At 58.7% G+C, this 11,721-nt stretch carries 11 protein-coding genes; 3 read left to right on the top strand and 8 right to left on the bottom strand.

From position 1 onward, the window contains the following. Nucleotides 1-8 precede the first annotated feature (8 nt). Nucleotides 9-1,370: a tRNA 5-hydroxyuridine modification protein YegQ gene (gene yegQ / locus K5E19_RS18365; protein WP_221552474.1), complete on the top strand. Its 1,362-nt coding sequence runs from the start codon at nucleotides 9-11 to the stop codon at nucleotides 1,368-1,370. Between the two features lie 162 nt (nucleotides 1,371-1,532). Here yegQ and K5E19_RS18360 read toward each other — a convergent pair whose 3' ends face one another. Next, complete coding sequence (locus tag K5E19_RS18360; RefSeq protein ID WP_221552473.1) at nucleotides 1,533-2,033, bottom strand: DUF523 domain-containing protein; 501 nt, start codon at nucleotides 2,031-2,033, stop codon at nucleotides 1,533-1,535. A gap of 141 nt (nucleotides 2,034-2,174) precedes the next feature. Here K5E19_RS18360 and yegS point away from each other — a divergent pair, with 141 nt between their 5' ends. Then, nucleotides 2,175-3,074, top strand: coding sequence for a lipid kinase YegS (yegS, locus tag K5E19_RS18355; RefSeq protein ID WP_221552472.1), 900 nt, complete (start codon nucleotides 2,175-2,177; stop codon nucleotides 3,072-3,074). Between the two features lie 98 nt (nucleotides 3,075-3,172). Here the strand turns inward: yegS and K5E19_RS18350 are convergent, their stop codons facing one another. The 7 genes from K5E19_RS18350 to fbaB all read right to left on the bottom strand — a co-directional run bounded on the left by K5E19_RS18350 (nucleotide 3,173) and on the right by fbaB (nucleotide 10,906). After that, a complete protein-coding gene (locus tag K5E19_RS18350; protein WP_221552471.1) occupies nucleotides 3,173-3,946 on the bottom strand; it encodes an ABC transporter ATP-binding protein in 774 nt (257 codons plus the stop codon). 9 nt (nucleotides 3,947-3,955) lie between these two features. Next, on the bottom strand, nucleotides 3,956-4,816 hold the full coding sequence (locus K5E19_RS18345; RefSeq protein ID WP_221552470.1) for an ABC transporter ATP-binding protein: 861 nt from the start codon (nucleotides 4,814-4,816) through the stop codon (nucleotides 3,956-3,958). After that, a complete protein-coding gene (locus tag K5E19_RS18340) occupies nucleotides 4,788-5,693 on the bottom strand; it encodes an ABC transporter permease (RefSeq protein WP_221552469.1) in 906 nt (301 codons plus the stop codon). Before K5E19_RS18340 ends, K5E19_RS18345 begins: the two co-directional genes overlap by 29 nt. Continuing rightward, nucleotides 5,690-6,727: an ABC transporter permease gene (locus K5E19_RS18335; RefSeq protein ID WP_221552468.1), complete on the bottom strand. Its 1,038-nt coding sequence runs from the start codon at nucleotides 6,725-6,727 to the stop codon at nucleotides 5,690-5,692. Before K5E19_RS18335 ends, K5E19_RS18340 begins: the two co-directional genes overlap by 4 nt. Then, on the bottom strand, nucleotides 6,724-8,340 hold the full coding sequence (locus K5E19_RS18330; RefSeq protein ID WP_221552467.1) for an ABC transporter substrate-binding protein: 1,617 nt from the start codon (nucleotides 8,338-8,340) through the stop codon (nucleotides 6,724-6,726). The genes K5E19_RS18335 and K5E19_RS18330 overlap by 4 nt, the downstream gene beginning before the upstream one ends. Before the next feature lie 33 nt (nucleotides 8,341-8,373). Continuing rightward, nucleotides 8,374-9,528 (bottom strand): mandelate racemase family protein, encoded by a 1,155-nt coding sequence (locus tag K5E19_RS18325; RefSeq protein WP_221552466.1) that lies wholly within the window; start codon nucleotides 9,526-9,528, stop codon nucleotides 8,374-8,376. 325 nt (nucleotides 9,529-9,853) lie between these two features. Beyond that, nucleotides 9,854-10,906, bottom strand: a complete 1,053-nt coding sequence (gene fbaB / locus K5E19_RS18320) for a class I fructose-bisphosphate aldolase (RefSeq protein WP_221552465.1) — start codon at nucleotides 10,904-10,906, stop codon at nucleotides 9,854-9,856. 251 nt (nucleotides 10,907-11,157) lie between these two features. On the opposite strand from fbaB, the gene K5E19_RS18315 reads away from it, so the two are divergent. Further along, a partial coding sequence (locus tag K5E19_RS18315) for an MFS transporter (protein ID WP_221552464.1) occupies nucleotides 11,158-11,721 on the top strand: 564 nt, incomplete at its 3' end.

Below are 11,721 nucleotides of genomic sequence, written 5' to 3'. Positions count from 1 at the left end.
GAACAAACATGTTTAAACCGGAACTCCTTTCCCCGGCGGGAACGCTGCAAAATATGCGTTACGCTTTCGCCTATGGTGCCGACGCCGTTTACGCGGGCCAGCCGCGCTACTCGCTGCGCGTGCGTAACAACGAATTCAACCACGAGAACCTGCAGCTCGGCATCAATGAAGCGCATGCCCTGGGCAAGAAATTCTACGTGGTCGTGAACATCGCGCCGCACAACGCCAAGCTGAAAACGTTCATCCGTGACCTGAAGCCGGTAGTGGATATGGGGCCGGACGCGCTGATCATGTCGGACCCGGGTTTAATCATGCTGGTTCGGGAGAACTTCCCGGAGATGGATATTCACCTCTCCGTGCAGGCTAACGCCGTCAACTGGGCGACGGTGAAGTTCTGGAAGCAGATGGGGCTGACCCGCGTTATTCTTTCCCGCGAGCTTTCACTGGAAGAGATCGAAGAGATCCGCACTCAGGTGCCGGATATGGAAATCGAAATCTTCGTTCACGGCGCGCTGTGCATGGCCTACTCCGGCCGCTGCCTGTTGTCTGGCTATATCAACAAGCGCGACCCGAACCAGGGCACCTGCACCAACGCCTGCCGCTGGGAATATAACGTCCAGGAAGGCAAAGAGGATGACGTCGGCAACATCGTGCACAAGCACGAGCCGATCCCGGTGACCAACGTTGAGCCAACGCTGGGTGTCGGCGCGCCAACCGACAGCGTGTTTATGATTGAAGAAGCTAAACGTCCGGGCGAGTACATGACCGCCTTTGAAGACGAGCACGGCACCTACATCATGAACTCCAAAGATCTGCGCGCCATCGCGCACGTTGAGCGTCTGACCCAGATGGGCGTGCACTCTCTGAAAATCGAAGGCCGCACCAAGTCTTACTACTACTGCGCGCGTACCGCTCAGGTGTACCGCAAGGCCATCGACGATGCCGCAGCCGGTAAACCTTTCGATACGACCCTGCTGGAGACGCTGGAAGGCCTGGCGCACCGCGGCTACACCGAAGGCTTCCTGCGCCGTCACACCCACGATGACTATCAGAACTACGAGCACGGCTACTCCATCTCTGAGCGCCAGCAGTTTGTCGGCGATTTCACCGGCGAGCGCAAAGGCGCGCTGGCGGCCGTGGCGGTGAAAAACAAATTCACCAAAGGCGACAGCCTGGAGCTGATGACCCCGCAAGGCAACATGAACTTCCGTCTGGAGCATCTGGAAAACAAAAAGGGTGAAGCGATTGACGTTGCTCCGGGCGACGGACACGTCGTCTGGCTGCCGGTTCCTGAAGAGGTCGAGCTGGAGTTCGCACTGCTGATGCGTAATTTTGAAGGTGAAAACACCCGTAACCCGCACAGTAAATAGTCAATCAACGGGATTTTTTCACGCCGGGATAATTCTTAGAATCGGATCACATACCGCTTCGTTCAATACGGGTATTATCCCCAGCGCTGAAAAACATAACCCATAAATGCTAGCTGTACCAGGAACCACCTCCTTAGCCCGCGTAATCTCCCTTACGTGGGCTTATTTTTTGCCTTCTCTTTCCTCAATCCAGGCAATAAGTTCGTCGATTTGGCTCTCTGCGAACACGGCTATCCCATACTCTGCGAGCAACGATGCAGCAACCCCCGTTCCCGCTTTATGTATACCGCGAAAAGATCCGTCATAAATAAACTGACTGCCGCACGTTGGGCTGCCATCAGTTAACAGCGCAGCGCTACATCCCGATGCCTGAGCAGTGCGTAGCGCGAGCCAGGCGGCAAGCTGATAATGCTCGGTCACATCCTGCCCCGTGTGTTCAATAATTCTGGCTTGCCCGTTCATCACGTCTTTGCCATCAGCGGCCATAATCTCTGCCGGGGGACGAGGTACAGGCATCCCGGCCGCAAGTTCAGGGCAGTGGATAACCAGACGTTGTTCCTGTTGCCAGCGAGCAAGCTGGTCGTTCATTCGCGCTTTTTCACTGCCGTTATAACGGACCCTGAAGCCCATCAGGCAAGCGCTTACCAAAATTTTATTCATCATCACTTTCCTGTGATTACATTCCTGTCATCAATGGAGTGTAACGCTATTTCATGCATATTTTGTTCCTTTCATCCTGTTCTTACCCGCTTTTTTCCTCTCTGCTATACACTCTTAGTAAAGTTAAAAAAGGGAGCAGCGCGGATGGCAACCTATCCAGACAGTTTATTGATTCTCAATGGCAAAAGTGCGGGCAACGATCTGTTGCGTCAGGCAATTCTGGGCTTACGTGAAGACGGCGCGCGTATCCACGTGCGTGTCACGTTTGAAAAAGGCGATGCCGCGCGTTATATCGATGAAGGGATAGGGTTGGGTGTAAAGACCATCATTTCCGGCGGCGGCGACGGCACCATCAATGAGATTGCATCAGCCCTTATCGACCTGCCCTCGGCGGACCGGCCGGCGATGGGGATTTTACCGCTCGGCACCGCCAACGATTTTGCCACCAGCGCCGGGATCCCGGAGGAGTTAGAAAAAGCCCTCCAGCTGGCGATCCTGGGTAAAACCACTGCCGTGGATATTGCGCAGGTGAATGACAAAACCTGTTTTATCAATATGGCGACGGGCGGATTCGGGACGCGCATCACCAGCGAAACGCCGGAAAAGCTGAAGGCGGCGCTGGGCGGTGTGTCATACCTGATCCACGGCCTGATGCGTATGGACACCCTCAAGCCAGACAGCTGTGAAATCCACGGCGAGAATTTTCACTGGCAGGGCGACGCGCTGGTGATTGGCATCGGCAACGGGCGTCAGGCGGGCGGCGGGCAGCAGCTGTGCCCGGAGGCGCTGATCAATGACGGCCAGCTACAGCTGCGTATTTTCACGGGCGACGGCCTGCTGCCCGCGCTGTTTACCACGCTGACACAGCCGGAAGAGAGTCCAAATATCATCGCCGGGAAATCGGCGTGGTTTGAAGTGAATGCTCCGCACGGAATGACCTTTAACCTCGACGGAGAGCCGCTGAGCGGAACGCAGTTCCGCATTGAGGTGTTGCCCGGTGCGCTGCAGTGCCGTTTGCCGCCGGACTGTGTGCTTTTGCGCTGATGTTTTGTCGGGTGGCGGCTACGCCTTACTCGACCTACGCGCTCGGTACTGTAGGCCAGGTAAGGCGTAGCCGCCACCCGGTTGAAAACCGCACAACCCTAATACACCGCCACCTCTCGCGCCATCTCGCGGGAATACTGCTGGCTGGCATTGACCAGCATCTGCGTATAGTCGGTTTTGGCCTGCCCGGCCACCAGCGCGTCGACGGTCAGGCTGTCGAGGATTTTGCCGTACTGCATCACCGCCACCTTCTGGCACAGATGGGCGATCACGCCGAGATCGTGCGTCACCATCAGGTAAGTCAAATTTGACTCACACTGAAGCTCCACCAGCAGGTTGAGGATTTCCGCCTGCACGGAGACGTCCAGTGCCGAGGTCGGCTCATCCAGCAGCAGCACCTGCGGCTCCAGAATCAGCGCTCTGGCAATCGCCACGCGCTGGCGCTGGCCGCCGGAAAGCTGGTGCGGATAGCGGTCGCGAAAGGCCCGGTTTAATCCCACCTTATCCAGCAGCGTATGAATACGGCTGTCGCGGTCTTTTATGCCGTGGATCTGCAGCGGTTCTTCCAGAATATCCCCGATGGTATGGCGCGGATGCAGCGAGCCGTACGGGTCCTGAAACACCATCTGTACCCGACGGCACCGTTCCCGGCTGATGCGCTTTTCCAGCGGCTTGCCGTCAATCGCCAGCTCACCGTCCCAGTGGGTGAACAGCCCGGCCAGACATTTCAGCACCGTGGTTTTGCCCGAACCGGACTCCCCCACCAGCCCATAAATCTCGCCCTCTTTCACGCTGATATTCACATTGTCCAGCACCTGATTGCGCTTCTCACCCTCGCCGAACGCCAGGTTGAGGTGGTTAATCTCGATCATCTCTGCTCCTTACTCGGTGAGCCAGCTGGCCTGACGCTGTAATACCGGCAGCGTCGGACGGCGATGGTTGATTTCCGGCAGCGCGCTGATTAAACCCTGCGTGTACGGATGCTTCGCGTTGTGCAAATCCTTCGCGGCGATCGACTCCACCACGCGCCCGGCGTACATCACCAACACCCGATCGCAGAAGCTGCGCACCAGATTAATGTCGTGGCTGATAAAGATCAGGCCGAGCCCGCGGGACTGCACCAGGTCGTCCAGCAGGCCGAGCACCTGTAAACGCACAGACACGTCCAGCGCCGAGGTCGGTTCATCGGCAATCACCAGCTCTGGGTCGGTAATCAGCATCATGGCGATCATGATGCGCTGCCCCTGCCCGCCGGAAATCTCGTGCGGATAGAGGTGATATACCCGCCCGGGCTGGCGAATGCGCACCACGTCGAGCATTTCCAGCACTTTGGCTTTGGCTTCCGCCTTGCGCCCAGGATGATGGGTCAGCCAGGCTTCGGCAATTTGATCGCCCACGCAGACCACCGGGTTGAGCGAGTATTTCGGGTCTTGCATGATCATCGAGATACGCTTGCCACGAATGCCGCGCATCTGCGCCTCGCTGATGGCCTGTAAATCGACGTCGCCAAACTGCATCCGCGAAGCGCTGATTTGCGCTTTCGCCGGATGCAGCCGCAGCAGTGCCCGCCCGACGGTGGATTTGCCGGAGCCGGACTCGCCGACGATCGCCAGCTTTTCGCGTCCAAGCTGGAAAGAGACGCCGCGCACCGCGTGGGTGACCGCGCCGCCGTTGATGAAATCGACGTGGAGGTCGCGCACGTCGAGTAGCGGGTTATTCGCTGCGAGGATCGAGGATGTCACGTAGGCCATCTCCTAAGAAGTTGAACGCCAGGCTGTTGATCAGGATCGCCAACCCCGGAATAGTCACTACCCACCAGCACTCCATCATGTAGGTGCGACCGCTGGAGATCATTGCGCCCCACTCCGGCTCAGGCGGCTGTGCGCCGAGGCCGAGGAAGCCCAGCCCGGCAGCGGTGAGAATGATCCCCGCCATGTTCATGGTGATACGAATAATCACCGAGGGCAGGCACAGCGGCACGATGTGGCGCCACAGCACGCGCACCGATGACGCCCCCTGCAGGCGAACGGCGGAGATAAAATCGGCCTGACGCAGGGAGAGCGTTTCGGCGCGCGCCAGACGGGCAATTGGCGGCCAGGCGGTGAGCGTAATCGCGATAACTACGTGCTCCAGCCCGGGACCGAGCGCCGCCACAAACGCCAGCGCCAGCACCAGACTCGGGAAGGAGATAAAGATATCGGTCACCCGCATCAGCACGGCATCAACCTTGCCGCCGAAATAGCCTGCGGTGACGCCCAGCAGCAGCCCAAGCGGCCCGACGGTCACGGAGACCAGCAGCACGATATAGAGCGTAATGCGCGAGCCGTACACCAGGCGGCTGAAGATGTCGCGGCCAAACTCGTCGGTGCCGAACCAGTGCTGCGCGTTCGGGGCGACCAGCGCGTTATTAAGATCCTGTACCAGCGGATTGTATGGCGCGATCAGCGGCGCGAAGGCCGCCACAATCAGCAGCAGCAGGATAATCCCGCCGCCGATGACGGTGAGCGGGTTGCGCGCCATCTTGCCGACAAAACCGGCGGCGCGGCCCAGCGTACGCTTGATACGCTGGCGGCTTTCTGACGGCCCTGCCCCCAGCGGCGTATCCAGAGAAACGGTCATGATTTCGTCCTCGGGTCAAAGAGTTGATACAGCATGTCGGAAAGCAGGTTGAGCATCACGAAGATAATCCCCACCAGCAGCACGCAGCCCATGACCGCGTTCATGTCCCCGAGCAGCAGGCTGCCGGTGAGGTACGAGCCGAAGCCCGGCCAGGAGAAGACGGTCTCAATCAGTACCGCCCCTTCCAGAAGCGAGCCGTAGGCCAGCGCCACCACCGTCAGCAGCTGTACGAGGATATTGCGAAACGCGTGATTCCAGATCACCTGACGCTCGGTTAAGCCTTTTACTCGCGCGGTGATGATGAACTCCTGCGACAGCTGCGCCAGCATAAAGCTGCGGGTCATGCGGCTGATGTAGGCCAGCGAGTGGAAGCCGAGCAGCGAGGCCGGTAACACCAGATGGTTAACGGCGTTCCAGAACACCGCGCCGTTCCCGGCCAGCAGCGCATCCACCGTCATAAGTCCGGTGCGGCGCGGGACTAAACCCTCCAGCCCGAGATCCAGACGCCCTGCGCCCCCCACCCAGCCGAGCCAGGCGTAGAACAGCAGCAACCCCATCATTCCAACCCAGAAAATGGGCGTGGAGTAGCCCGCCAGGCTGATGATGCGCACCACGTAGTCGGAAACGCTGTTGCGACGCGCCGCCGCAAGCACACCCAGCGGGATGCCTAAGCCCGCGCCGACGATTATCGCCATTGTCGCCAGCTCAAGCGTCGCCGGGAAGACGCGCAGGATATCGGCGGTCACGGGCTTGCCCGTCAGCAGCGCGTTGCCCAGATCGCCGTGCAGAAGGTTACCGAGATAAATGCCGAACTGCGTCAGCAGAGATTTATCGAACCCCAACTGGTGATAGACCTGCTGGTAGGTGCTGTGGTCGGCGTCCGGGCCGACAATCGCCAGCACCGGGTCGACGGGCATCACGCGACCGATGAAAAAGGTCAATAGCAGCAGGCCGAACAGCGTTACCAGCACCTGCGTGAGCCGCTTTGAGAAGCGCCGGGTCCGGGAGCCGGGCGCGAGGATCGCCACGCTCATTTTTCACCTCCGGTTTTGTAAACGTCGCGCAGGAAGGTAGTGGCCGACGGGTGCGACTGAAAGTTCTTCACCTCGTTACGCACCACCACCGAATCCACCATCTGCGACAGGGGGATCATCGCCGGGATCAGCGCGTCGTAGCGCACCTGGATCTGCTGGTAGTCGGCGACCTGTTTCTTCGGATCGCGCTCCAGCAGGGCCTTGTCGATCATCTCGTTGAGCGGCTTGTCATAAAAGCTGGTGCGCCAGCCCTGGAAGTTGGTCAGCCGGGCTTCGTCGCTGTTGTCCGGGTTATAGACCAGCGCGCGCAGGCTGGAGTGCGGATGCGGCTCTACCCCGCTGCCCCCGCGCCCGACCAGCATGTCGAACCTGCGTTCGCGCATTGCGCCGTAGATCTGGTTCCCGGTGCCGGTGATGATTTTGGCGTTAATCCCCGCCTGCATCAGCGTTGACTGCACCGCAATGGCAATGTTCAGGAACGGCTGATCCGCCAGCACCCTCAGGGTGGTATCAAATCCGTTCGGATAACCCGCCTCTGCCAGCAGTTTTTTGGCGCGAGGGATATCGAGCTTATAGCCCGGGTCCGGCAGCGTTGATGGCATACCGGCCTTGATGGGGCGCTGGTGCAGCACACCGTAGCCCGGCATTAGCGCTTTATTGATGCCCTGATAGTCAATCAGGTAGCGCACTGCTTCGCGCACCTTCGGGTTAGCGAAGTGGGCCTCCTTCATGCTCATCGCCACGTAGTAGACCGTGCCTTTTTGCACGGCTTCCACGGTGAGCTGAGGGTCTTTACGCAGGGCGTTGATGTCCGCCACCGCCATATTGTTGGCAATGTCGAGGTCACCCTTTTCAATCATCAGGCGCAGAGTTTGCGACTCCTGGAAATGGCGCAGCACCACGCGGCTCATCTTCGGCGCGTCGCGCCAGGAGTGCGGGTTACGCTGCATGCGCAGCACGTCCTTCGCCAGCCAGGTTTCCAGCATAAACGGGCCGGAACCGGCTTCGTTGGTGGTCAGCCAGCGGTTGCCCCAGTCGTTGTTGACCGCGTGCTGCTGCACCGTTTTGCTGTCGAGCACGCCGAGGTTGCCGAGCGCGCCAAGGGAGTAAATCACCAGCTGCGGGTCGTTAGCCTTTGGCAGGACAATCTGCACCGTGTACGCATCGGGTGCGCTGATGTGGCTATCGATGTTTTTCTTTGAAAATCCGTAGGATTTCCACACCGACGCCTGCGCAAGGTTGAGGTGCAGCAGGCGGCGCATCGACCAGACCACGTCCTCCGCCGTGAGCGAGTTGCCGGAGTGAAACTTCACGTCATCGCGCAGGTGGAAGGTCAGGGTTTGACGGTCCGGCGAAATATCCCATGACTTTGCCAGCGCGGGCCTGACGTTGGTGAGCTCGTTCGGATCCAGTTCCACCAGCGAATCATAGAGATTGACCACAATGCCGACCACTTCGTTACCGGTCATTGCCGCCGGGTCGAGGGTCAGGAGGTTGTTCATATTCATGCCGATGATGAGCTGGTCGGGCGGCGTTTTCGCGACCGTCGTACCGCTCCCCATCATCAGCGAGAGCGCGAGCAGGCACGCCCCTGCTAAAGGAGATCGTTTCATGTATATATCGCCTGTAGGGTACGTTTTTATTTGTCAGTCGTGGCTGACGGTATTGGCTTCGATATATGCAAAATTAATGTCTTCGCCCAGTCCCGGGCGGGTTGGCAGGCTGACCATGCCGTGTTCATCCATCGGATCGACCAGGCTGTTGAGGTACGCCGCCGGTTCGTCGTAGTCGAGGAACGGATGCAGCAAGCCGCGCTCGTACCAGCGGCAGTTTTTGATGGCGCCAATCACCGCCAGGCTCGCCGCGCCGTTGCCGTGAACTTCGCAGTCCATCCCGAAGGCTTCCGCCAGGTTCGCCACCTTCAGAGTCGGAGAGATGCCGCCCACACCGTTGGCGCCCGCACGCAGGATGTCGCACGCCCCGGCTTTGATCCAGTCCGCGCGGCTGTGGTGTTTCCCACCCAGGCTTTCCGGGCCGATAATCGGGATCGACAGGTTTTCCGCCAGCCAGGCGTAGGAGGCCATGCTCTCCTCTTCCATCGGCTCTTCGAACCAGGCGAAGTTGAGTTTTTCCAGCTCCTTGCCGATGTACAGCGCCTCGGTGCGGCTGTACCAGTGATAGCCGTCGATCATGAGATCGATATCCGGGCCAACCGCTTCACGCACGGCGGCGCAGGCTTTGACGTCCATCTTCGGATTGGGCGCAAAGGAGACCGGCGGCATCCAGGTATGCAGCTTGATGGCCTTGTAACCGCGCGCCACCAGCGTCTCGGCAAAGCTGGCGTACTCGTCCGGCGTGGATAAGCCACCGGGCAGATCGTCGCCGCACATGGTGCTGCCGTAGGCCGGGACCTTGTCGCGGTAGCCGCCCAGCAGCTTCCAGACCGGCATGTTCAGCTTACGGCCAATGAGATCCCACAGCGCCTGTTCAACGAAGCCCAGCGCGCGCTCGGTCAGCTGGTGCGCGCTACCGCGCTGCCAGTGCGCCAGATCCTGCCAGATACGCTCACGGTTGAACGCGTCCTGGCCGACCAGCACCTTGCGAAAGAAGGTGTTAACCACAAAGGGGCGCACCACTTCCGGTGGCGCGAAGGAGTACCCTTTGGTGCCATCGTCTGCCGTAATAGAAAGCATCGCCATTTTAGCCATGCTCTCCGGCCCCGGATGCGAGTGCCCGGCGGCGTCGGAAACCCGGTGCGTCGGGTACTGGAAGACGGTGACGTTTACAGATTCAATTTTCATTATCAGTCCTTAAGACGACAGAGGTTCAGCACGAATAGAATTTTGAAAAGCCGTTTCGAAACTAACTTTAAGCGCAAAATTCGTCCGCTGCCTTAGACAAATTCCGCTAAGCGCCGACCATTTTTTGTGCATATGCACGGGAAAGAGTGACAGTTTTCACAAAAGGAAGGGGAAGTGTGAGGTGGATCGGGATGGGTATTTGAATGAAATGAAATAGGATTCCGAATTACCTTTTCCCCTCACCCCGGCCCTCTCCCGGAGGGAGAGGGAGCAAACCATCCCCTCTCCCCTGCGGGGAGAGGGTTAGGGTGAGGGGGGATATGTCTTAAGCAATCGTGACTTTACTGTCCAGATACACATCCTGCACCGCATTGATCAGCTTCACGCCGTCGGCCATCGATTTCTTAAACGCCTTACGGCCAAGAATCAGCCCCATGCCGCCCGCGCGTTTGTTAATCACCGCAGTGCGCACCGCGTCTGACAGGTCGGTATCACCGCCTGCCGCCCCGCCGGAGTTAATCAGCCCCGCACGGCCCATGTAGCAGTTCGCCAGTTGGTAGCGCACCAGGTCGATCGGGTTATCGCTGGTCAGCTTGCTGTATACACGGTCATCGGTGTAGCCAAAGTTCACCGCCTTATAGCCGCCGTTGTTCTCGGCCATTTTCTGCTTCACGATATCCGCGCCGATGGTCGCTGCCAGGTGGTTCGCCTGCCCGGTCAGGTCGGCAGACACGTGATAATCCACGCCGTCTTTCTTGAACGCGTTGTTTCGCAGATACGCCCACAGTACGGTGACCATCCCCAACTCGTGCGCGCGCTCGAACGCGGCGGAGATCTCTTCAATCTGACGACGAGACTGCTCGGAGCCAAAGTAAATGGTCGCTCCCACTGCCACCGCCCCCATATTGAATGCCTGCTCCACGCTGGCGTACAGCGTCTGGTCATATTCCGTCGGGTAGCTCAGGGTTTCGTTATGGTTCAGTTTGACGAGGAACGGAATGCGGTGGGCATAGCGACGCGAGACGGAGGCCAGCACGCCGTAGGTCGATGCCACGCAGTTACAGCCCGCTTCAATCGCCAGTTCGACAATGTTCTTCGGATCGAAATAGAGCGGATTGGCAGCGAAGGATGCCCCCGCAGAGTGCTCAACGCCCTGGTCTACCGGCAGAATAGAGAGATATCCAGTGCCGCCCAGTCGCCCGGTGTTATAGAGCGTCTGCATGTTTCGCAACACGGCAGGCGGACGGTTGTTGTCCACCATCACGCGGTCCACGTAGTCGTGCCCGGGCAGGTAGAGCTGGTCAGCTGGAATGGTCATACAACGATGCTGTAAGAGGCTGTCGGCGTCTTTGCCAAGCAACTGCGCAATATCAGTCATAGTGATGCTCCCGTAAGTCCGACGTCGCGTCGGAGCGTGTGATCCAAACCCACAAGTTTGCAGGCAGACTAAGCCTGGTACCGACTTAACAGATTTTCCACCGTCTGCAACTTTTTTAAGCACAATCTGCTGGCTCGTTTCGTATACAACAATTTTGTTACACTGATCAAACATTCACCCCAAAGGTATTTAAAAGGTATTATTAAGTGGTATGTTAAAGGCGTACCCTCACTGACATGCAGGATTAAAAAATGAAAACGAAAGTCCAACTGTCATTCATGATGTTTGTTGAATGGTTTATCTGGGGCGCGTGGTTTGTGCCATTGTGGCTGTGGCTGAGCAAAAGCGGTTTTACCGCCGGGGAAATCGGCTGGTCTTATGCCTGTACCGCCATTGCCGCCATCCTTTCACCGATTCTGGTCGGCTCGCTGACAGACCGCTTCTTCGCCGCCCAGAAAGTGCTGGCGGTGCTGATGTTCGCCGGTGCGATTCTGATGTATTTCGCCGCGCAGCAAACCCAGTTCAGCACCTTCTTCCCGCTGCTGCTGGCCTACTCACTGACCTATATGCCGACCATCGCGCTGACCAACAGCATTGCCTTTGCCAACGTGGATGACGTCGAAGCCGATTTTCCGCGCATTCGCGTAATGGGCACCATTGGCTGGATCGCCTCGGGCCTGGCATGCGGGTTCCTGCCGCAGATGATGGGCTACAGCGACATCTCCGATACCAATATCCCGCTGCTGATGACCGCAGCCAGTTCCGCCCTGCTCGGCATCTTTGCCCTGTTCCTGCCGAACACCCCGCCGAAGAGC

Source organism: Enterobacter sp. RIT637, from assembly GCF_019718755.1.
In the GTDB taxonomy this organism is placed as follows: Bacteria; Pseudomonadota; Gammaproteobacteria; order Enterobacterales; family Enterobacteriaceae; genus Enterobacter.
This window is presented reverse-complemented; position numbering and strand designations above follow the sequence as displayed.

Coding starts and splice junctions, on each gene's coding strand:
- K5E19_RS18350 (WP_221552471.1), bottom strand. CDS start 3,946: ATGATCGAGATTAACCACCTCAACCTGGCGTTCGGCGAGGGTGAGAAG.
- K5E19_RS18360 (WP_221552473.1), bottom strand. CDS start 2,033: ATGATGAATAAAATTTTGGTAAGCGCTTGCCTGATGGGCTTCAGGGTC.
- fbaB (WP_221552465.1), bottom strand. CDS start 10,906: ATGACTGATATTGCGCAGTTGCTTGGCAAAGACGCCGACAGCCTCTTA.
- K5E19_RS18325 (WP_221552466.1), bottom strand. CDS start 9,528: ATGAAAATTGAATCTGTAAACGTCACCGTCTTCCAGTACCCGACGCAC.
- K5E19_RS18340 (WP_221552469.1), bottom strand. CDS start 5,693: ATGACCGTTTCTCTGGATACGCCGCTGGGGGCAGGGCCGTCAGAAAGC.
- K5E19_RS18335 (WP_221552468.1), bottom strand. CDS start 6,727: ATGAGCGTGGCGATCCTCGCGCCCGGCTCCCGGACCCGGCGCTTCTCA.
- yegS (WP_221552472.1), top strand. CDS start 2,175: ATGGCAACCTATCCAGACAGTTTATTGATTCTCAATGGCAAAAGTGCG.
- yegQ (WP_221552474.1), top strand. CDS start 9: ATGTTTAAACCGGAACTCCTTTCCCCGGCGGGAACGCTGCAAAATATG.
- K5E19_RS18330 (WP_221552467.1), bottom strand. CDS start 8,340: ATGAAACGATCTCCTTTAGCAGGGGCGTGCCTGCTCGCGCTCTCGCTG.